The 19,730-nt window shown below is 68.7% G+C and carries 19 protein-coding genes and 1 pseudogene; 12 read left to right on the plus strand and 8 right to left on the minus strand.

Features of this window, described 5'->3' with window-relative positions; all coding sequences use genetic code 11:
* Positions 1 to 71: 71 nt before the first annotated feature.
* From pstS to ACZZZQ_RS12910, 4 genes are all read right to left on the minus strand, one after another.
* Positions 72 to 1,175: a phosphate ABC transporter substrate-binding protein PstS gene (gene pstS, locus ACZZZQ_RS12895; RefSeq protein ID WP_053097327.1), complete on the minus strand. Its 1,104-nt coding sequence runs from the start codon at positions 1,173 to 1,175 to the stop codon at positions 72 to 74.
* Between the two features lie 192 nt (positions 1,176 to 1,367).
* Positions 1,368 to 2,345: an NUDIX hydrolase gene (locus tag ACZZZQ_RS12900; protein WP_053097325.1), complete on the minus strand. Its 978-nt coding sequence runs from the start codon at positions 2,343 to 2,345 to the stop codon at positions 1,368 to 1,370.
* A complete protein-coding gene (locus ACZZZQ_RS12905; RefSeq protein WP_053097323.1) occupies positions 2,342 to 4,507 on the minus strand; it encodes an RNA degradosome polyphosphate kinase in 2,166 nt (721 codons plus the stop codon). The genes ACZZZQ_RS12900 and ACZZZQ_RS12905 overlap by 4 nt, the downstream gene beginning before the upstream one ends.
* A 54-nt stretch (positions 4,508 to 4,561) precedes the next feature.
* Positions 4,562 to 5,245 carry a winged helix-turn-helix transcriptional regulator gene (locus ACZZZQ_RS12910; protein ID WP_053097321.1) on the minus strand — a complete coding sequence of 228 codons (684 nt, stop codon included), beginning with the start codon at positions 5,243 to 5,245 and terminating at the stop codon, positions 4,562 to 4,564.
* A gap of 72 nt (positions 5,246 to 5,317) precedes the next feature.
* Between ACZZZQ_RS12910 and ACZZZQ_RS12915 the strand changes: the two genes are divergently transcribed.
* The 3 genes from ACZZZQ_RS12915 to ygfZ all read left to right on the plus strand — a co-directional run bounded on the left by ACZZZQ_RS12915 (position 5,318) and on the right by ygfZ (position 7,495).
* Complete coding sequence (locus ACZZZQ_RS12915) at positions 5,318 to 5,605, plus strand: hypothetical protein (protein ID WP_053099202.1); 288 nt, start codon at positions 5,318 to 5,320, stop codon at positions 5,603 to 5,605.
* Between the two features lie 164 nt (positions 5,606 to 5,769).
* Positions 5,770 to 6,372: a nitrobindin family protein gene (locus ACZZZQ_RS12920; protein ID WP_053097319.1), complete on the plus strand. Its 603-nt coding sequence runs from the start codon at positions 5,770 to 5,772 to the stop codon at positions 6,370 to 6,372.
* A gap of 1 nt (position 6,373) precedes the next feature.
* Positions 6,374 to 7,495 carry a CAF17-like 4Fe-4S cluster assembly/insertion protein YgfZ gene (gene ygfZ / locus ACZZZQ_RS12925; RefSeq protein ID WP_463507715.1) on the plus strand — a complete coding sequence of 374 codons (1,122 nt, stop codon included), beginning with the start codon at positions 6,374 to 6,376 and terminating at the stop codon, positions 7,493 to 7,495.
* Between the two features lie 22 nt (positions 7,496 to 7,517).
* Here the strand turns inward: ygfZ and ACZZZQ_RS12930 are convergent, their stop codons facing one another.
* A complete protein-coding gene (locus ACZZZQ_RS12930) occupies positions 7,518 to 8,342 on the minus strand; it encodes a methyltransferase domain-containing protein (RefSeq protein ID WP_053097315.1) in 825 nt (274 codons plus the stop codon).
* Between the two features lie 60 nt (positions 8,343 to 8,402).
* Here ACZZZQ_RS12930 and ACZZZQ_RS12935 point away from each other — a divergent pair, with 60 nt between their 5' ends.
* A complete protein-coding gene (locus ACZZZQ_RS12935) occupies positions 8,403 to 9,152 on the plus strand; it encodes a phosphoglyceromutase (RefSeq protein WP_187250566.1) in 750 nt (249 codons plus the stop codon).
* Between the two features lie 61 nt (positions 9,153 to 9,213).
* Here the strand turns inward: ACZZZQ_RS12935 and phoU are convergent, their stop codons facing one another.
* Positions 9,214 to 9,912, minus strand: coding sequence for a phosphate signaling complex protein PhoU (gene phoU, locus ACZZZQ_RS12940; protein WP_053097311.1), 699 nt, complete (start codon positions 9,910 to 9,912; stop codon positions 9,214 to 9,216).
* A gap of 221 nt (positions 9,913 to 10,133) precedes the next feature.
* Here phoU and ACZZZQ_RS12945 point away from each other — a divergent pair, with 221 nt between their 5' ends.
* Positions 10,134 to 11,351, plus strand: a complete 1,218-nt coding sequence (locus ACZZZQ_RS12945; protein WP_072591611.1) for a sensor histidine kinase — start codon at positions 10,134 to 10,136, stop codon at positions 11,349 to 11,351.
* The gene (locus ACZZZQ_RS12950; RefSeq protein ID WP_053097307.1) at positions 11,348 to 12,031 is read left to right on the plus strand and encodes a response regulator transcription factor; all 684 of its coding nucleotides are present in this window, start codon (positions 11,348 to 11,350) and stop codon (positions 12,029 to 12,031) included. Before ACZZZQ_RS12945 ends, ACZZZQ_RS12950 begins: the two co-directional genes overlap by 4 nt.
* Positions 12,032 to 12,123: 92 nt before the next feature.
* Here ACZZZQ_RS12950 and ACZZZQ_RS12955 read toward each other — a convergent pair whose 3' ends face one another.
* Entirely contained in the window at positions 12,124 to 12,660 is a 537-nt protein-coding gene (locus ACZZZQ_RS12955; protein ID WP_463507716.1) for a DNA modification methylase, read from the minus strand.
* A gap of 136 nt (positions 12,661 to 12,796) precedes the next feature.
* Between ACZZZQ_RS12955 and ACZZZQ_RS12960 the strand changes: the two genes are divergently transcribed.
* The 6 genes from ACZZZQ_RS12960 (at position 12,797) to ACZZZQ_RS12985 (ending at position 18,351) form a co-directional block, all read left to right on the plus strand.
* Positions 12,797 to 13,279 (plus strand): CarD family transcriptional regulator, encoded by a 483-nt coding sequence (locus tag ACZZZQ_RS12960; RefSeq protein WP_053097304.1) that lies wholly within the window; start codon positions 12,797 to 12,799, stop codon positions 13,277 to 13,279.
* 73 nt (positions 13,280 to 13,352) lie between these two features.
* Entirely contained in the window at positions 13,353 to 14,552 is a 1,200-nt protein-coding gene (ispD, locus tag ACZZZQ_RS12965; protein WP_463508098.1) for a 2-C-methyl-D-erythritol 4-phosphate cytidylyltransferase, read from the plus strand.
* Positions 14,553 to 14,643: 91 nt separating this feature from the next.
* The gene (locus ACZZZQ_RS12970) at positions 14,644 to 15,234 is read left to right on the plus strand and encodes a short chain dehydrogenase (RefSeq protein ID WP_056279884.1); all 591 of its coding nucleotides are present in this window, start codon (positions 14,644 to 14,646) and stop codon (positions 15,232 to 15,234) included.
* 61 nt (positions 15,235 to 15,295) lie between these two features.
* Positions 15,296 to 16,699 (plus strand): cysteine--tRNA ligase, encoded by a 1,404-nt coding sequence (gene cysS / locus ACZZZQ_RS12975; RefSeq protein ID WP_463507717.1) that lies wholly within the window; start codon positions 15,296 to 15,298, stop codon positions 16,697 to 16,699.
* Positions 16,692 to 17,699, plus strand: a complete 1,008-nt coding sequence (rlmB, locus tag ACZZZQ_RS12980; protein WP_053097298.1) for a 23S rRNA (guanosine(2251)-2'-O)-methyltransferase RlmB — start codon at positions 16,692 to 16,694, stop codon at positions 17,697 to 17,699. Before cysS ends, rlmB begins: the two co-directional genes overlap by 8 nt.
* Positions 17,700 to 17,709: 10 nt before the next feature.
* Positions 17,710 to 18,351, plus strand: a complete 642-nt coding sequence (locus ACZZZQ_RS12985) for an NAD(P)-dependent oxidoreductase (protein ID WP_363521387.1) — start codon at positions 17,710 to 17,712, stop codon at positions 18,349 to 18,351.
* Between the two features lie 2 nt (positions 18,352 to 18,353).
* Here ACZZZQ_RS12985 and ACZZZQ_RS12990 read toward each other — a convergent pair.
* Positions 18,354 to 19,657, minus strand: a pseudogene (locus tag ACZZZQ_RS12990) (DUF4032 domain-containing protein).
* Positions 19,658 to 19,730 lie beyond the last annotated feature (73 nt).

Here is a 19,730-nt window from a genome sequence, read left to right on the forward strand (position 1 = left end):
GTCGGTCGAGTCCTACGACCGACACCACGGGGGCGTCGGGACCGGGGCTCAGCGGTGTGCTGAGCCGTCGATCACTCCGTGACGATCGCGTCGATCGCCGTGTTGATCTGCTCGCGCAGGCTGTCCGAGATCGGGGCGCTGCCCGCGGCCTCTGCTGCTGCGTCCTGGCCCTCGGCCGACGCGACGTACTGGAAGTACGCCTTCACGAGACCGGCGGTCTCGGCGTCGTCGTACTCGACGCAGCCGATGAGGTACGAGACGAGTGCGATCGGGTACGAGCCGGCGGGCGCTGCGGCCGGGTCGACGGCGTACGCGAGGTCGTGGTCGGAGCGACCCTCCTCGAGCGGGGAAGCCTCGACGAGCGCTGCGGCTGCCTCGGCGGAGTACGCGACGTACTCGCCCTCGACCTCGACGGCGACCTGGCCCAGGTCGGCGGTGCGCGATGCGTCGGCGAAGCCGATGTAGCCGACACCGTTGGTGATCGCGTCGACGACGCCCGAGGTGCCGTCGCCGGCCTCACCGGTCGACAGCGGCCACTCGTCGCTGGCCTCGTAGGTCCACACGTCGGGGGCGACGGCGCTGAGGTACTTGGTGAAGGTCTCCTGCGTGCCCGACGCGTCTGCGCGGTGCACGGGGACGATCGCCTGGTCGGGAAGCTCCACGCCCTCGTTCTGCGAGGCGATGGCGGCGTCGTTCCAGTTGGTGATGGCGCCGGAGAAGATCTTCGCGATGGTCTGGCCGTCGAGGTTCAGCTCGTCGATGCCCTCGAGGTTGAACGCGACGGCGACGGGCGAGATGTAGACGGGGATCTCGACGATGTCGTCGGAGGTGCAGGAGCCGAAGCCGCCTGCGGCGAGCTCGTCGGCGTCGAACGCGCGGTCGGAGCCGATGAAGTTCGAGGAGCCGGCGATGAAGTTCTCGCGGCCGGTGCCCGAACCGGTGGCGGTGTAGTTCACCGTCGTGTCGGGGTTGGCGGTCTGGAATGCGGCGACCCAGGACTGCTGCGCGGCCTCCTGCGAGGAGGCGCCGGTGGCCTCGATCGTGCCGGAGAGCGTGGACTCGCTCGGGGCGTCGGTGGAGCCGCCGGTTCCGCCTTCGTTCGCGGCACAGCCGGCGAGTGCGAGAGCGGCAACGGCGCCGACGGCGCCGATACGTGCGATTCGGGAGATCTTCACTGTGGATCCTTCGATCTTTGATGGGTGGGGCCCGGTGCAGGGCACACAGTGACGCTATGTGCGGCGGTTAACGAGACTCTCCCGCGCAGGTGAACGGGAGGTGAACGGCACGCGTCTCTCTGGGGCATGCGAAAGGCCGCACCCGGAACCGGGTGCGGCCTTCCCACGGCTCGCAGCGCGAGACGGTCGGTGTCACGCCTTGGGGATGTGCGTCTCGATCGCGATGATCCCCGACCCCGGATTCGACGCCGAGAGGTGGACGACCGAGAAGGCGGCCGGTTCGAGATCGGCTGCGCTGCTCACGTACGAGCCGCGGACGGTGCCGGTCGCCAGCGCGATCTCCGTCAGGATTCCGGGGAGGACCGGGCCATGGCTGCACAGCACGGCGGGCTTGCCGGAGCGCACGCGCCGGCCGACCACGGAACGCAGATCGTCGTCGCCGTCCTCCCACGCATCCTGACTGATCTTCGGGGTCGTGACGGTCTTGCGGTCGAGGGCTTTCGCGAGGGGTGCCACGGTCTGCATGCAGCGCACGGCATCGCTCGTGATGATCTTGCGCACACCGAACGCCCGCAGTGGACCGACGATCGACTTCGCCTGCTGCTCGCCGCGGTCTGTCAGAGGCCGTGCGGCATCCGCCCCGTCCCAGTCCGAGCGCGAGAGCGCCTTCGCATGACGCAGAGCGATGATCGGGAAGGTGCGCAGCACGCCGTCGTCGACGAGCTGCGTGAAGAAGTCGAGGATCTCGATGTCGACGGGGTAGCTCAGCCGGGCGCGGGCCTTCTTGACGCTCACCCATTCGAGGGCGGCGATCTCGCGATTGGGCACGAACGTCGAGGCGCGGATCGCGTCGGCCGTCGCCTCGGCCGCCCAGTAGTGCACGACCTTCTGCTTGCTCGACGGCAGGTGGTACCGACTGACGCCGACGGGCACGCCGAGGGAGACGCGGATGCCGGTCTCCTCATGCACCTCGCGCACCGCGGTCTCGGCGAGCATCTCGCCGGGATCCACCTTGCCCTTGGGGAGCGTGACGTCGCGGTACTTCGTGCGATGGATCAGGAGGATGCGCAGCTTGCCGTCGATGAGCCTCCACACGACCGCGCCGGCCGCATACACGGCCTTGTCCGTCCATTTCGACCGTGCGGTCTGGGTGCTCGTGTGCGCGCTCATCGAACCGCCCGTGCTCGACGACGCCGCTGGATCAACCCCATGGTCTTGTCCTGCAGGTCGACGAGGGGCTTGCCTGCGGCATCCTCGGCGTGGCGGGTCCAGACGCCGTCGGCTCCGAGGTGCCACGACGTGGTTCCCGGGTCCATGGCGAGATCGAAGAAATCGAGCAGATCCTTCATGTGGACCGGGTCGGTGACGCGCACCAGCGCCTCGACGCGGCGGTCGAGGTTGCGATGCATCATGTCGGCGCTGCCGATGTAGACCTGGGCGTCGCCGTCGTTGTGGAATGCGAAGATGCGCGAGTGCTCGAGGTAGCGGCCGAGGATGCTGCGGACGGTGATGTTGTCGCTGATGCCCTCGAGGTCGGTGCGCAGGCTGCAGATCCCGCGGACCCACACGTCGACCTTCACACCGGCGGCACTGGCGCGGTACAGCGCGTCGATGACCTCTTCGTCGACCATCGAGTTCACCTTGATGCGGATGCCGGCGGGCTTGCCGTCCTCGGCATTGCGGCGCTCGTGGTCGATCTGGCGCACCAGTCCCTTGCGCAGGTGAAGCGGCGCCACGAGGAGACGCTTGAACTTCTTCTCGATCGCGTAGCCGCTGAGCTCGTTGAACAGACGCGTGAGGTCCTTGCCCACCTGGGCGTCGGTGGTGAACAGCCCGAAGTCCTCGTAGATGCGGCTGGTCTTCGGGTTGTAGTTGCCCGTGCCGATGTGCGAGTAGTGGCGCAGCACGCCGTCCTCCTCGCGGATGACGAGGGCGAGCTTGCAGTGGGTCTTGAGTCCGACGAGGCCGTAGACGACGTGGACTCCCGCCTTCTCGAGCTTGCGCGCCCAGACGATGTTGTTGGCCTCGTCGAAGCGGGCCTTGACCTCGACCAGCGCCAGCACCTGCTTGCCGGACTCGGCGGCGTTGATCAGCGCCTCGACGATCGGGCTGTCACCCGAGGTGCGATAGAGCGTCTGCTTGATGGCCAGCACGTGCGGGTCGCGCGCCGCCTGCTCCAGGAACGCCACGACGCTGGTGGTGAACGACTCGTACGGGTGGTGCACGAGCACGTCCGACTTGCGGATCGCCTTGAAGATGTCGGCCCGCGTGTTGCTGCCGGTGGGCTGGAAGGCGACCGCGGTGGTGGGCAGATGCGGCGGGTAGCGGAGATCGGGTCGGTCGATGCGCGACAGGTCGAACAGGCCGCGCAGATCGAGCGGCCCGGGCAGGCGGTAGATCTCCTGGTCGGTGATCTCGAGCTCGCGCACGAGGAGGTCCATCGTGACCTCGTCCATGTCGTCCGTGATCTCGAGGCGGATCGGCGGGCCGAAGCGGCGCCGCAGCAGCTCGGCCTCGAGCGCCTGGATGAGGTTCTCGCTCTCGTCCTCCTCGATCTCGACGTCCTCGTTGCGGGTCAGGCGGAAGGCGTGGTGATCGAGGACCTCCATACCGGGGAAGAGGTCGCCGAGGTGGTTGGCGATCAGTTCCTCGAGCGTCAGGAAGCGCTTGATCTCGCCGGTTCCGGGCACCTCGACGAAGCGGGGAAGCATGGGCGGCACCTTGAGGCGGGCGAACTCCTGGCGGCCGGTGCGGGCGTTGCGGATGCGGATGGCGAGGTTGAGCGACAGTCCCGAGATGTACGGGAAGGGGTGCGCGGGGTCGACCGCGAGCGGCATGAGGACGGGGAAGACCTGCGCCCCGAAGTACTCGGAGAGCTTGGACCGCTCGTCGTCGCTGAGCTCGGACCATTCGGTGATCTCGATGCCGGATTCGGCGAGAGCCGGTCGTACCAGCGACTTCCACGCGTCGGCGTGGCGCAGCTGCAGCGCGTGCGCCTCGCGAGCGATGTCGGCGAGGGCGTCGGCGGGGGAGCGGCCGATGTTGGTGGGCACGGCCAGGCCGGTCACGATGCGACGCTTGAGCCCGGCGACGCGGACCATGAAGAACTCATCGAGGTTGCTCGCGAAGATGGCGAGGAAGTTCGCGCGCTCGAGTTCGGGGAGCGAGGGATCCTCCGCCAGCTCGAGCACGCGCTGGTTGAACGCGAGCCAGCTCAGCTCACGATCGAGGTAGCGGTGGTCGGGGAGGAGCGCGTCCGGGGACTCGATGGCATCGAAGTCGTCATCTTCAGCGTCACCGAGACCTGCGTCGGCGAGTGCGGGATCGATCATGGGGTACATCTAAGCACCGTGAGGTGTCGCGCGCGTGAACTGACCTCTCGTGCGTCAGCGCGCAGCGGCGACCGGCTCCTCGTCGTAGACGTTGAATCGGTAGCCGACGTTGCGCACCGTGCCGATGATCTGCTCCTGGTCGCCCAGCTTCGCCCGCAGTCGGCGGACGTGCACGTCGACCGTTCTGGTGCCGCCGAAGTAGTCGTATCCCCACACCTCGCTGAGCAGCTGCTCGCGGGTGAACACGCGAGAGGGGTGCGTGGCGAGGAAGTGCAGCAGCTGGAACTCCTTGTAGGTGAGGTCCAACGGGCGTCCGCGGAGCTTCGCCGAATAGGACTGCTCGTCGATCGTGACGCCAGACGCCTGTACGCGGGTCGGTTCGGCGACCTCGTCACGGCGTGCGAGTGCGAGCCTGACCCGCGCGTCGGTCTCGGCCGGCCCCGCAGTCGACAGCAGCACGTCGTCGATGCCCCACTCGCCCGAGAGGGCGCTCATGCCGCCCTCGGTGACGACGAGCAGCAGCGGGGCGTCCTGCCCTGTGGCCCGCAGCAGGCGGCAGAGGGACTTCGCCCCGACGAGATCGAGACGGCCGTCGACGATCACGATGTCGTACTCGGGGGCGCTCACGAGTTGGGCGGGCTCGGCCGGGATCTGACGCACTCGATGGCTGAGGAGCTCGAGTGCGGGCAGGACCTGCTCCGAGACCGGAGCATTGGTCAACACCAGGACCTGGGCCACACGCACTCCTTCCGGACGGCGGGGTACGCCGTGCCGCAATGATACCGGGCGCTGATGGGTGACAATGGAGTCATGACGGATCCAGCGCTCGCACCGCGTAATGCTTTCGTCGGCGTGCTCATCGTCTGGGCCGTCGCCTTGGTGGCCGCTGTCGGCGTGGGCATCTTCGTCGCCGAGGAGTGGCGGGTGCCGTGGCTGCTCGTCGCGTTCGGCGCGATCGTGCTCCTCTCCTTCGCCGTGCAGCTGCAGTACGGGCGCACACAGGGCTTCATCTTCCGTGTGGGTGCCAGCACGATCGGTGCGCTGCTGCTGATGGGCGTGATCTCCGTCGGCTTCGGCCTGGCCGCACTCCTCACCTGATCCGCAGGCGAGACACCGGGTCTACCGCAGGGTAAAGTGGTGGCCATGGACCTCATGGCGCTCGAACTCTTCTTCATCGGCCTCCTGGGCCTGGCGAGCCTCGCGATCGCCTTCGTCTCGGTCGTCGTGCTGAGAAACCTCTTCCGCGGCCAGCGCTGAGCATCGTGCTCGAGCTCCCCACCGATCTCCCCGCCGACCTCGCGCCGCTCTCGTGGCTCATCGGCGTCTGGGAGGGAACCGGCGTCATCGACTATCCGGTCGGCGACGAGCGTCTACAGGGTGAGTTCACGCATCGCGTGAGCTTCAGCCACGACGGCGGCCCGTTCCTGAACTACTCGGCCACTGCGACGTTCACCGGCGACGACCAGGCGGTCTCCCTCCCGCTCGTCGCCGAGACCGGTTTCTGGAGACTCAGCCGTCCGGCGACCGCCGCCGACCCCGGGCCCGGGCTGCTGCCGCCGCTGACCGAGCCGGTCACGCGCGGCGTCGACGACGTCGAGCAACTGCGCGCGGCATCGGGCGGATTCCCGATCGAGGTCTCTCTCGCACACGCCGACGGGACGCTCGAGCTCTACCTCGGCGAGATCAACGGTCCGCGCATCGACATCGCCTCCGACGCGATCGTCCGCGGTGCGGGTGCCAAGGAGTACGGCGCCGCGACGCGCATGTACGGACTCGTCGACAACCACCTGCTCTGGGCCTGGGACATCGCGGCTCTCGGCACTCCTATGCGGGCGCACGCGTCGGCACGATTGGCCAAGGTCTGACATGACCGGTTTCTCCGGCATCCTCGGCGCTGTGACCGGCGACGGCGGGATCGCCCACTTCGGCGACGCGTTCCGTGAGCAGCGTCGCCTCGCCTCAGGCGGGGCGATCGTGCCGCTCGACGACCGGACGGTCATCGAGGTCGCGGGCCCCGAACGACTCGGATGGTTGGATTCCATCACCTCGCAGTCCGTCGGTCGGCTCGCGCCCGGCGAGAGCACCGAGATGCTCGTGCTCGACCCTCAGGGGCGCGTCGAGCATGCCGCCGGCGTCCTCGACGACGGGGCATCGACCTGGCTGATCGCGGATGCCGGCGATGCCGAGGCGTTGGCGACCTGGCTGACGCGGATGAAGTTCCGCACACAGGCCACCGTCGCGGTGCGTCCCGATCTCGCGCTGCTCGGCTTCGTCGACGGAGGCGCGGCGGCTGAGCATGCGGCTGCTGCGGCATCCGCTCCTGCAGGCGCACCGCTGATCTGGACCGATCCGTGGCAGCGCGTGAGCGCGGGCGGTCACCAGTACGCCGAGGTCCTCGATCACCCGGGTGCAGACCTCGCCTGGAAGGTGGCCATCGCGACCGCCGAGGCAGCAGATGCGCTGGCAGCGACGCTCTCACCGGAAGAGGTCGCCGGACTCCTCGCCGCCGAGGCACTGCGCATCGCCGCCTGGCGACCGCGGTGGTCGGCCGAGGTCGACGAGCGCTCGCTGCCGCACGAGTCCGACTGGATCCGCACCGCCGTGCACCTCAACAAGGGCTGCTACCGCGGACAGGAGACCGTCGCGAAGGTCCACAACCTGGGTCACCCGCCGCGCAGGCTCGCGGCACTGCACCTCGACGGCAGCGAAGCCGTGCTGCCCGCGGTCGGCGATGCGGTGCTCGCGGGCGACGACGAGGTCGGTCACATCACGTCGGTCGCCCGGCACCATGAAGACGGACCGATCGCGCTCGCGATCCTGTCGCGTCGCACGCCGGTCGGCGATCTCGTCGTCCGCGCCGAGGGGGCCGACATCGCCGCGACGCAGCAGGTGATCGTGCCGGCGGATGCCGGTGCCACGGCCGACATCCCTCGTATCACCCGACTGTCCCGACGCCCGAGCGCACCGGATCCGCGCCAGGCGGGCTGACTCGCGGGGCGAGCAGTGCCCTTCACGGGAGCGGCGCGACCGCATCCCAGGGGAGCGTGAGCTCACCGAGTCGCCACCGGCTCTTGACGCCGAGCACGGGCCAGCCCTGATCGCGCAGAGCGGCGACCGCGCCCAGGAATCTCTGCGTCGCTCCGAAGGTCGACAACGGCGCCGCACGGCTCCACTCGCGATCGAGGTCGACGAGCAGGGCGTGCACGCGCTCGCCGGGCACGTTGCGGTGGATCAGCGCTTTCGGCAGCCGCTCGGCGACGATGCTCGGACGCTCGAGATCCGCGAGACGCAGGGAGATCGTGAACCGGAGCGGCGATCCGGTCGGGTCGACGTCGACCCAGCTCGACACCCGACCGATCTCGTCGCAGGTGCCCTCGACGAGCAGGCCCTCGGGAGCGAGGCGCCCGGCCATCGTGCTCCAGGCCGCGGCGACATCGGACTCGTCGTACTGGCGGAGCACGTTCATCGCGCGGATCACCGCGGGGCGCCGCCCGGCAGGCAGAGGCACCTCGAATCCACCGCGGGCGAAGGAGACGCGCAGATCGGGCGAGAAGGCGGTGTTCCCTGCCTGCACCTCGACCAGCTGCTGAGTCGCGGTCGCGACTCTGACCGGATCGATCTCGAGGCCGCGCACCTCGGCATCCGCTCGCACGCGCTGCAGTCGGGTGGCGAGCTCGAAGGCGGTCACCCCGCTGGCGCCGTAGCCGAGGTCGATGACGAGCGGATCCGCGGCGCGGCGGAACGCGGGGCTCACCGCGATCCAGCGGTCGTTGCGGCGCAGCCTGTTCGTCCCGGTGGTGCCGCGGGTCGGCCGACCGAGGGGAGATGACGCCATGCGTCAATCCTCGCAGGGCATGGGCGTGGACGCGTCCGGCTGCGCCGATAAACTGGGGCCATGACTTCGAAGCGCACCCTGATCCTGCTCCGTCACGGCCGGAGCGAGTGGAACGAACTGAACCTCTTCACCGGATGGGTGGACGTCCGCCTGAACGAGCAGGGCCGGAACGAGGCCCGCCGAGGCGGCGAGCTCCTGGCCGAGGCGGGCATCCTGCCCGACGTGCTGCACACCTCGCTGCTCAGCCGTGCGATCCAGACCGCGAACATCGCGCTCGACGCGGCCGACCGTCTGTGGATCCCGGTCACGCGCTCGTGGCGCCTCAACGAGCGTCACTACGGCGCTCTGCAGGGCAAGGACAAGGCGCAGACGCTCGAGGAGTTCGGTCCGGAGCAGTTCCAGCTGTGGCGCCGTTCGTTCGACGTGCCGCCGCCCGTGCTCGACGACGACAGCGAGTTCAGCCAGGTGAATGACGTGCGCTACGCCGACATCGACGGCGAGGTGCCGCGGACGGAGTCGCTGAAGCTCGTCATCGATCGCCTGCTGCCGTACTGGGACGACGCGATCGTCCCCGACCTCGAAGCAGGCAAGACGGTCCTCGTCACCGCGCACGGCAACTCGCTGCGCGGCCTCGTGAAGCACCTCGAGGGCATCAGCGACGATGACATCGCCGAGCTGAACATCCCCACCGGCATCCCGCTCGTGTACGAGCTCGATGAGAACAACGTCCCCACCGGTCCCGGCCGCTACCTCGACCCCGAGGCTGCCGCCGCCGGTGCTGCCGCCGTGGCAGCGCAGGGCAAGAAGTAACACCGCAGACGAAGGGGGCGAATGCTGACAGCATCCGCCCCCTTCGTCGTGTCATCGGCGCTCAGGCGTGGCCGAGCTCCTGCTGCTGCTCGACCGCGAGGGCGATGTCCTCCTCCTCGATGCGCCAGTCGCCGGTCGCCAGGTAGATGACCTTCTTGGCGACCGCGACCGCGTGGTCTGCGAAGCGCTCGTGGTAGCGGCTGGCGAGCGTCGCGTCGACCGTCGCCGTGGCCTCGCCCTTCCAGTTGTCGCTGAGCACCTTCTCGAAGACGCTGGCGTGCAGCTCGTCGATGTCGTCGTCGGTGTTGCGGATGGTGTCGGCCAGCTTCAGGTCCTGGGTTCGCAGCAGCTCGGAGAGCGTGCGCGAGATCTCGACGTCCAGCTCGCCCATCTTCGTGAAGGTGCCCTTGAGGCCCTTCGGGATCGCGCGCTCGGGGAAGCGCAGGCGCGCGAGCTGGGCGATGTGCTCGGACATGTCGCCCATGCGCTCGAGCGAGGCGCTCACGCGCAGCGCGGTGACGACGACGCGCAGGTCTCGCGCGACCGGCTGCTGGCGGGCGAGGATCTCGATGGCCTGCTCGTCGAGCGCCACGGCCAGCGCATCGATCTTGGCGTCATCGGCGATGACCTCTTCGGCCAGCTCGACATCGCTCGTGGCGAAGGAGCGGGTGGCCTTGTCGATGGAGACCGTGACGAGGTCGGCGATCTCCACGAGCTGGGACTGCAGGTCCTCGAGGGACTGATGGAAGACTTCGCGCATGTCGGCGCAACCTTTCGTTCGGGTCTCGGCTGTGGTGTCAACGCGAGACGGCCGGGCCGCTCGCACGAGAGGAGAGCACAGCGCTCCCGCACAGGCCCGAAAGCGATTGTCTGCTCCGAAGGTTAACGAACGGTGCCCAGCACGTGAATAGTACTTCTCGCCGTGGCTCAGGGGCGGGCGAACCCGCCGATCCGCGGGTGAACGCACTCTACGCTGGGGTTATGACCTTGCCGCAGATCGCGCTGCTCGCGTTGGCCGTCGGCCTCGTGATCGGCGTCGGCCTCTCCCTTCTCGTGGCCTGGGCATATCGTGCGCGGGCGCGCGTGGCCGATGAGACCTCGCTCGTGGTCCCGGAGGGTGTGACCGCCGTGCTCGGCAGCATGGACGATGCGGCATGCGTGGTCGACTCGTCCGGACTCGTGCTCGCCGTCTCGAAGGCGGCGACCAGGTTCGGCATCGAGGTGGGCGCACCCCTGGAGAACCCCGAGCTGCGTCAGCTCGTGCGTGGCGGACGCATCGAGGGCAGTTCGGCGACCGAGTCGCTGCGCATCACGCGCGGCGGGCTCAGCCTCGATCCACGGCTCGTGTCGGCTCGGGCGAGCGCCATCAGTCCGCGCATGACGCTGCTGATCATCCGCGACGTCACGGAGCAGGAGCGCCTCGATCAGATGCGCCGAGACTTCGTGGCGAACACCAGCCACGAGCTCAAGACCCCTGTGGGAGCCGTCACTCTGCTCGCCGAGGCGATCGAATCGGCGGCCGACGACCCTGCTCAGGTGCGCCACTTCGCCACCCGGATCTCGGCCGAAGCCGCTCGTCTCGGTCAGCTGACCGGTCGGATCATGAGTCTCTCGAGACTGCAGACCGACGATGCGCTGTCCGATGTGCGGCCCGTCTCGATCGACGAGGTTCTCGCCACCGCGCTCGAGGCGCACGTCGTGCAGGCCGACTCCGCCGGGGTCGAACTCGCCCGCGGCGGCGATCGCGGAGTCTGGGTGCGCGGCGACTCGCAGATCCTCATCGAGGCCTTCGGCAACCTCATCGCCAACGCGATCGTCTACTCCCCGAAGGGATCGCGCGTCGGCATCGGTGTGAAGGCCGATGAAGGGGTGGTCGAAGTGGCGGTCTCGGACCAGGGCATCGGGATCGCGGAGGCGGATCGGGAGCGGATCTTCGAGCGCTTCTACCGGGCGGACGAGGCGCGGTCCCGCCGGACCGGCGGAACGGGGCTCGGACTCTCGATCGTCAAGCATGCGACACAGCGCCACGGCGGCGAAGTACGCCTCTGGTCGCGCCCCGGACGAGGCTCGACCTTCACCATCAGGCTTCCGAGGATCGACGCTCCCCCGAGCATCGACAAGGACCAGAAGAACAAGAAGAAGCGCGAGCGCAAAGCGGCCAAGGCCGCTGCTCGCGTCCGAAACGGAGAGAACGCATGACCCGCATCCTTCTCGTCGAAGACGAGCCCGACCTCGCCGACCCGCTCGCCTACCTCCTGCGCCGAGAGGGGTACGAGGTCGAGATCGCCGAGGACGGTCCAGGGGCGCTGGCCGCCTTCCGCGAGCGTGGCGCCGACGTCGTGCTCCTCGACCTGATGCTGCCCGGCATGCCGGGCACCGAGGTGTGCCGGCAGATCCGCTCGACCTCGGCTGTGCCGATCATCATGGTCACGGCCAAGGACTCGGAGGTGGACATCGTCGTCGGACTCGAGCTCGGCGCCGACGACTACGTCACAAAGCCGTACTCGTCCCGCGAGCTGCTCGCCCGGATGCGCGCGGTCCTTCGTCGCGTGGTGCAGGCCGACAGCGAGCTCGACGAGCGCGTGCTCGACGGGGGACGCGTCTCGCTCGACATCGATCGCCACACCGTCTCGGTCGCCGGACAGCAGATCAACATGCCCCTGAAGGAATTCGAGCTCCTCGAGGTGCTGATGCGCAATTCAGGTCGAGTGCTCACGCGCGGTCAGCTGATCGACCGCGTGTGGGGGAGCGACTACTTCGGAGACACGAAGACGCTCGACGTGCACATCAAGCGGATCCGCTCCCGCATCGAGGAGAACCCGGGGGAGCCCGTCATGCTCGTCACGGTTCGCGGTCTCGGGTACCGCTTCGAGGGCTGACGCACTCGTCGGACGGCACGCCCGCCCCCATGACGGAGAAGAGGCCGGCACCCCGCAGGGTGTCGGCCTCTTCGTCCAGCGTATGCGCCGGCTCACTCCGCCGGAGCGGGGGCAGCCGTGTCCGTGGGGACCGGCTCGGGCGTCGGTGTCGACTTCTGCTCCGTGGGCACGAGGTCGGCGTAGTACGGCAGGGTGCCGTCGAGAACGGGAACCTGAGTCTTCGTGCCGGCACCGTCGCCCGACTGGAAGTGGATCTCGATGGTCGCGCCGGGCATGGTGTCGAGTCCGTCGATGCGCAGCGGCTCCTCGTCGGCACCGAAGCTGACGGTCTTGCCCGCGGGCACGGAGACGGTGAACGGTTCATCGGAGCCCGACACGGTCATCGTGAGCGTCGCCTTGTCGGCGGTCGGGTTGACCACGGCGCCGATGAAGTTGCCGACCGATCCGTCTTGGTTCGCGACGATGAAGGCATTGCGCACGTCGATGGGACCGTCGGAGTCCGAGACGTTGACGCCGTCGGAGGCGGAGTATTCGATCGTCGTCGCCTGCGGCGAGATGAACGTGCAGCCCGTCGCGCCCAGAAGAACGAGGGCGCTGATGGCGGCAGACGCAACAAGGCGCGATTTCACGGGTCCTCCTGAGGTACGACGGGATATCCGCGTCCCATTCTATGCGCATGCGGGGCACCGCCCGAGGACGCGGCGGCGCGAACCTTAGCGCATGTCCCCTGTGGTATCCTTGAGGTTGCCGAAAGGACAAGTTTTTATGCTTTTTGAGGTTGGCGAAACTGTCGTCTATCCGCACCATGGCGCTGCGACCATCATCGAGGTCAAGGAGCGCATCATCAAGGGTGAGGCGAAGAAATACCTGAAGCTCAACGTGACCCAGGGGGACCTCATCATCGAGGTGCCTGCGGAGAACGTCGATCTGGTCGGGGTCCGCGATGTCATCGGCCGGGAGGGGCTCGACAACGTGTTCGAGGTGCTCCGCGCTCCGTTCACCGAAGAGCCCACGAACTGGTCTCGTCGTTACAAGGCGAACCTCGAGAAGCTCGCCTCCGGCGACGTGATCAAGGTGAGCGAGGTCGTCCGCGACCTGTGGCGTCGGGATCAGGACCGCGGTCTGTCGGCCGGTGAGAAGCGGATGCTGGCGAAGGCTCGTCAGATCCTCATCTCGGAGCTGGCTCTGGCGGAGAAGACCGACGAGGACAAGGCGAGCGCGCTGCTCGACGAGGTCCTCGCTTCCTAAGCGGATCGAGACAAGGCGGGTGCTTCGGCATCCGCCTTTTTTCGTGCGCGCCGGTAACGTGAACCTGGTGAGCATGCTTCCCGTCCCTGACACCGCGATCATCGTCGTCGCCGCCGGCTCCGGCACGCGACTGGATGCCGGAGCGCCCAAGGCGTTCGTCGGCATCGACAGCCATTCGATCCTCCGCCACGCGCTCGACGGCGTCTTCGCGGCGGCGCCCGCGCAGGTCATCGTGGTCGCCCCCTCAGGGTTCGAGGGCGACGCGGAGACCGAGGTGCGTGCTGCGGCCGGCGATCGCGTCGACCTCGGCAGGGTCGTGACGGGCGGAGAGACCAGGCAGCAGTCGGTCGCCGCCGGTCTGAAGGCCCTGTGGGGAGACATCACGCGAGTTCTCGTGCATGACGCGGCGCGCGCGCTGATGCCGCCGGAAGTGATCGACGCCGTGGCCCGGGCGATCGACGGCGAGACAGGGGTCATCCCGACGCTCCCCGTCGTCGACACGCTCAAGCGGGTCGACGGAGACGCGGTCATCGCGCCGGTGGACCGCTCCGAGCTCGTGGCAGCGCAGACGCCGCAGGGCTTTCCGCGCGCCCTTCTCGAGGCCGCCTACGATGCTGCGAGCGGCTCGGACGTCGAGTACACCGATGATGCGGCGCTGTTCGCCGCCGCCGGACATCTCGTGCGCCAGATCCCGGGATCGCCCAGCGGATTCAAGATCACCACGCCCGCCGACCTCGAGCGCGCCCGCCAGCTGCTGGCGGCTGTCGCCATTCCGGCACCCGAGCTCGCCCCGACGTGGACGGGACCCCGGGTCGGCCTCGGCACCGACGTGCATGCATTCGGCGGAGACGGGAACCTGTGGCTCGCCGGCCTGCAGTGGCCGGGGGAGCCGGCGCTCTCCGGGCACTCCGACGGCGACGCCGTCGCTCACGCGATCGTGGACGCGCTGCTCGGCGCTGCAGGGCTCGGAGACATCGGCGAGCACTTCGGCACCGCACACCCCGAGTACGCCGGCGCACACGCGGACGTCTTCCTCGCCCGCACCCGGGAGATCCTCGCCGAGGCCGGCTTCGCGATCGGCAATGTCTCGGCGCAGTTCCAAAGCAATCGACCGCGCTTCAGCACGCGACGCGCGGAGGCGGAGCAGGTCCTGTCCACCGCGCTCGGTGGCGCGCCGGTCTCCGTCACGGCGACCACGACCGACGGACTCGGGTTTCCCGGGCGAGGCGAGGGGATCGCGGTGACGGCAGTCGCGATGGTGCATGCGGTCTGACAGGCGTCGCGGATTGCGCGGGAATGTCTCAGCATCCGCGCTCGTTGTCGGAGAACGTCGTGCGATCGTCGCGCGATCCGGAGGAGGCAGCATGAGGATCCTGGTCATCGGAGCCAGTGGACAGGTCGGCCGCACGGCCGTCGACGCGTTGGCCGGACACGAGGTCATCTCGGCGTCGCGCAGCAGCGAGCCGTCCGTCGATGTCACCGACTCGGCGTCGGTGGAGCACCTCTTCGCCTCGGTCGGACAGATCGATGCCGTGATCGTCGCCGTGGGAGAGGTGCCCTTCCGCTCGCTCGACGAGCTGAGCCGGAGCGACTACGAAGCGGCTTTCCGCGGCAAGGTGCTGTCGCAGCTCGACGTCGTGCGCATCGGCACGTCGTATGTGCGCGACGGCGGCTCGATCACGCTGACCTCCGGCATCCTCTCGCGCGAGCCGATCGCCACCGGCGCCGCGGCGTCGCTCGCGAACGGAGCCATCGAGTCCTTCGTCGTCGCCGCGGCGACCGAGCTGCCCCGCGGCATCCGCATCAACGCCGTGAGCCCGTCGGTGCTCGCGGATGCGCCGTCGTATCACTCGTCGTTCCCCGGCTTCGTGCCCGTGTCGTCGCACCGCGTGGGGCAGGCCTTCGCGAAGAGCGTGCTCGGCGTGCAGACCGGGCAGGTCTACCCGGTCGACTGAGCGGCGGCAGGGCCGGGGTCACACCCAGTCTTCGGATTGCGCCGCCCGGTAAGCTTGTGCGGTGACTCTCCGCCTCTACGACACCCGTGCACAGCAGCTGCGCGACTTCGTGCCTCTCGATCCCGAGAACATCACGATGTACGTCTGTGGAGCCACCGTGCAGTCCGGCCCTCACATCGGTCACGTCCGAGCGGCGCTGAGCTTCGACCTCCTGCGGCGCTGGCTGACTCACCGCTACGGCCGCGTCACGTTCTTGCGCAACATCACCGACATCGACGACAAGGTGCTCGTCAACGCGACGGACGTCGAGCCGTGGTGGGCGCTCGCATACCGCATGGAGCAGGAGTTCACCGCAGCGTATGCCGGCATCGGCATCCTGTCCCCGACTTATGAGCCGCGCGCGACGGCGTCCGTCCCGCAGATGCAGGAGCTGATCGCGATCCTCATCGAGCGCGGCCACGCGTACCCTGCACCGGACGGTTCCGGCGACGTCTACTTCGACGTCCGCTCCTGGACGGAGTACGGGTCGCTGACGAACCAGTCCGTCGACGCGATGGAGGCGGCGGAGGATGCCGACCCTCGCGGCAAGCGCAACCCGCAGGACTTCGCGCTGTGGAAGGGTGCCAAGCCCGACGAGCAGGCGGATGCCGTGTGGCAGTCGCCCTGGGGCGCAGGTCGCCCCGGCTGGCACATCGAATGCTCGGCGATGTCCAAGCGCTACCTCGGATCCGAGTTCGACATCCACGGCGGAGGCCTCGACCTGCGCTTCCCCCATCATGAGAACGAGCTCGCCCAGTCGACCGCGGCCGGAGACGGCTTCGCACGCTACTGGGTGCACAACGGCCTCGTGACGGTCGGCGGACAGAAGATGTCGAAGTCTCTGGGCAACTTCACCCTGGCGAGCGATGTGCTCTCGGAGCGGGATCCGCAGGTGGTGCGCTACGCACTCGCCGCCGCGCACTATCGCTCGAGCCTCGACCTCTCGGAGTCGTCGTGGACCGAGGCAGAGGCGGCACTCGGCCGCATCCGCACGTTCGTCGAGCGCGCTGAACGCATGCTTCCGAAGACCTTCGGCTGGGGGGAGCGCACGCCGCTGCCCGAGGCGTTCGCCACCGCGATGGATGACGACCTCGGCATCCCGCAGGCGCTCGGAGTCCTGCACGACACCGTGCGCGCGGGCAATGCGGCGCTCGACGCCGGTGATGCCGACGGCGCCGGGACGGCGAGGAGCGAGGTGCTCGCGATGCTCGACGTCCTCGGATTCGAGCGCGCGGGTGTCGCGTCGACGGGCGATGCGCAGGCCTCTGCTCTCGACGCGCTCGTGCAGACGATGATCACCCAGCGCGCGCAGGCGCGCGCTGACAAGGACTGGGCGGCGGCCGATCGCATCCGTGATGCGATCGCCGCGGCAGGAATCACGCTGGAGGACTCTCCGGCCGGAACTCATTGGAGTATCGATGGCTAAGCCACAGCGCCCCGGCGCAAGCAACGGCAAGAAGAAGGGCCCCACCAAGGGCACCGGCGGACTCGGACGCAAGTCCCTCGAGGGCCGCGGACCGACCCCGAAGGCGGAGGACCGCGCCTGGCACCCGGCCGGCAAGCGCAAGGCCGCGGCCGAGCGCTATGCGGCATCGGGCGGAAAGGGCAAGCCGGGGCAGCGTCAGACGTCCGGCGGAAACCCGAACCGCTCGGCCCGCGCGAAGGACAACACCACTGAGGTCGAGGTCGTCACCGGCCGCAACTCGGTGCTCGAGGCTCTCCGGGCGAAGATCCCCGCGTCGGCGTTCTACATCGCGCAGCGCGTCGAGATGGACGACCGCGTCAAGGAGATGCTGTCGATCGCCACCCACCGCGGAATCCCGGTGCTCGAGGTCACGCGTCAGGAGCTCGACCGCATGGCCGGCTTCGACGGAGTCCACCAGGGCGTCGCCGTCAAGGTGCCGCCGTACGAGTACGCGCACCCGCAGGACCTCCTCGAGGCCGTCATCGACAAGGGCGAGGTCCCGCTGTTCGTCGCCCTCGACGGCATCACCGACCCCCGCAACCTCGGCGCGATCATCCGCTCGACCGGTGCGTTCGGCGGACACGGCATCATCCTGCCGCAGCGCCGTTCGGCCGGTGTGAACTCGGCAGCCTGGAAGACGAGTGCCGGTGCTGCGGCACGCGTGCCGGTCGCGCTGGCGACCAACCTCACCACGCAGCTCAAGGAGTTCAAGAAGCAGGGCGTCTTCGTGCTCGGCCTCGACGGCGACGGCGACGTCCTGCTGCCCGAGCTGCAGCTGGCCGACCGCCCCGTCGTGATCGTGACCGGTTCAGAGGGCAAGGGCCTCTCGCGTCTGGTCGCCGAGACCTGCGATCAGATCGTGTCGATCCCGATCTCGGCCGTGACCGAATCGCTCAACGCCGGCATCGCGACCTCGGTCGCGCTCTACCAGGTGTCGTCCATCCGTAACGCGAAGAAGTAGGGGAGAAGTCATGGCTCGGATCGTCGTGCTCGGAGGAACCGGCTACGCCGGACGCCACATCGTGTCCGAGGCGGTGAGCCGCGGCCATGACGTGATAGCGATCTCACGCAGCACGCCGACCGATGCTGTCGACGGCGCCTCGTACGTGCAGGGCTCGGCGCTGGACGCCTCGTCGCTCGCGAACGCCTTCGACGGAGCGGATGCCGTCGTCTCGGCCCTCTCGCCGCGTGGCGACATGGCGGACCGCGTGCTCGAGGCGCTGACGAACGTCATTGCGGAGCTCGCCGATACGAGCACCCGTCTCGGCGTGGTCGGCGGCGCCGGTGGAAGCCTGGTCGCCCCGGATGGCCCGCGCCTCTTCGACCTCGACTTCCCTGAGGAGTATAAGCACGAGGCACAGGTCGGCATCGACTCGCTCGCACTGCTCCAGAGCACGGACCGGTCGCTGGACTGGTTCTTCATCCACCCGGCCGAGGTCTTCGGACCCTGGGCCGAGGGTGAGCGCACCGGTCACTATCGCGATGGTGGAGATGTGCTCGTGCGTGACGCCGAGGGCAAGTCCTTCATCTCGGGGGCGGACTTCGCGGTCGCGGTGGTCGACGAGATCGAGCGCCCGGTGCACCGTCGCGGACGCTTCACGGTCGGGTACTGACCTCAGACGAGGTCGCGCCAGTCGACCTCGTCGTCGTCATCGGCGACGGAGTGCGTGCCTGTGATGACGGGCAGGCTCATCGTCTCGGTGGGCGGGCCCATGATGGTCGCCTCGTCGCGGCGGTGGCGCAGCACCTCGTTGATGTAGCTCGTGAGGACCTCGGCGAGCGGGACTGAGCGTCCCTGCGCCTGAGAGAGATACCACCGGTGCTCGAGCACCTGGTGGAACACCTCTGCGGGTTCGAGCTTGGCGCGCAGCTCCCAGGGGATCGCACGCACAACGGGCTCGAACACGCGGGTCAGCCATTCGTGCGCGTACATCTCCTCGTCGACCCACTGCTTGGTCGAACGGGCACGGAACTCGTCGAGATCGTTGAGCAGGCGGCGGGCCTGGTTCTCCTCGACGTCCAGGCCCGTGAGGCGGATCAGGCGGCGCTGGTGGTGTCCGGCATCCACCACCTTCGGCTGGATCTCGACGACCGTGCCGTCGGAGGTCGTCGACATCGACATCTCGTCGATGTCGAATCCGAGGGCGTTGAGGCGTTCGACGCGCTCCGTGATGCGCCAGGTCTCCGCCGCGGCGAAGGACTCCTGCACCGTCAGCTCCGCCCACAGCGAGTGGTACGACGAGACGATGCCGTCGGCGATCGCGACCGCGTCGACGCCGTGCTCGAGCCGTCCGCCGGCCGCGAGATCCATGATCTCCCCGGCGATGTTGGTGCGGGCGAGGTCGAGGTCGTAGAGGCGCTGCCCGTCGGTGAGCCCCTCCTCGTGCAGTTCACCGGTCTCGGCGTCGACGAGGTAGGCCGCGAAAGCGCCGGCGTCCCGGCGGAAGAGCGTGTTCGAGAGCGAGACGTCACCCCAGTAGAAGCCGACGTTGTGCAAGCGCACCAGGAGCACCGCGAGGGCGTCGACCAGGCGATTCGCCGTGTCGGGGCGCAGCACCCGGGTGAAGAGGGCGCGATACGGCATGGAGAAGCGCAGGTGCGAGGTGACGAGCGCGGCGGGGAGCGGTTCGCCGGCGGCATCCGATCGCCCCGCGATCACGGCGACGCGGTCGACGCAGGGCACATCGAGCCTGGCCAGGTTGCCGAGCATCTCGTACTCGCGCCTCGCCATCTCATCGGTCGTCTCTTTGACCGCGACGACCTTGCCCGAGAGGTCGGCGAAGCGCACCAGATGCCGTGACAGCCCCTTGGGAAGCGACACGATCTGTTCGGACGGCCACTTGCCGAGGGGGTCGACCAGGGGAGGGCGAGCAGGGCCGGGTCGATCGAGCTCGCCGTGATCCGCAGCGCATCCTGCATGTCTCTCCAGTGGGTCGGGGCGGAAAAGAAGAAGCGGCGCGGGCGACCGAAGTCAGCCCGCGCCGCGTCAGTG

This window comes from Microbacterium sp. AC132, from assembly GCF_979258525.1.

Coding starts and splice junctions, on each gene's coding strand:
- ACZZZQ_RS12900 (WP_053097325.1), bottom strand. CDS start 2,345: ATGAGCGCGCACACGAGCACCCAGACCGCACGGTCGAAATGGACGGAC.
- ACZZZQ_RS12905 (WP_053097323.1), bottom strand. CDS start 4,507: ATGATCGATCCCGCACTCGCCGACGCAGGTCTCGGTGACGCTGAAGAT.
- ACZZZQ_RS12915 (WP_053099202.1), top strand. CDS start 5,318: ATGACGGATCCAGCGCTCGCACCGCGTAATGCTTTCGTCGGCGTGCTC.
- ygfZ (WP_463507715.1), top strand. CDS start 6,374: ATGACCGGTTTCTCCGGCATCCTCGGCGCTGTGACCGGCGACGGCGGG.
- ACZZZQ_RS12930 (WP_053097315.1), bottom strand. CDS start 8,342: ATGGCGTCATCTCCCCTCGGTCGGCCGACCCGCGGCACCACCGGGACG.
- ACZZZQ_RS12935 (WP_187250566.1), top strand. CDS start 8,403: ATGACTTCGAAGCGCACCCTGATCCTGCTCCGTCACGGCCGGAGCGAG.
- phoU (WP_053097311.1), bottom strand. CDS start 9,912: ATGCGCGAAGTCTTCCATCAGTCCCTCGAGGACCTGCAGTCCCAGCTC.
- ACZZZQ_RS12945 (WP_072591611.1), top strand. CDS start 10,134: ATGACCTTGCCGCAGATCGCGCTGCTCGCGTTGGCCGTCGGCCTCGTG.
- ACZZZQ_RS12950 (WP_053097307.1), top strand. CDS start 11,348: ATGACCCGCATCCTTCTCGTCGAAGACGAGCCCGACCTCGCCGACCCG.
- ACZZZQ_RS12960 (WP_053097304.1), top strand. CDS start 12,797: ATGCTTTTTGAGGTTGGCGAAACTGTCGTCTATCCGCACCATGGCGCT.
- ispD (WP_463508098.1), top strand. CDS start 13,353: ATGCTTCCCGTCCCTGACACCGCGATCATCGTCGTCGCCGCCGGCTCC.
- ACZZZQ_RS12970 (WP_056279884.1), top strand. CDS start 14,644: ATGAGGATCCTGGTCATCGGAGCCAGTGGACAGGTCGGCCGCACGGCC.
- rlmB (WP_053097298.1), top strand. CDS start 16,692: ATGGCTAAGCCACAGCGCCCCGGCGCAAGCAACGGCAAGAAGAAGGGC.
- ACZZZQ_RS12985 (WP_363521387.1), top strand. CDS start 17,710: ATGGCTCGGATCGTCGTGCTCGGAGGAACCGGCTACGCCGGACGCCAC.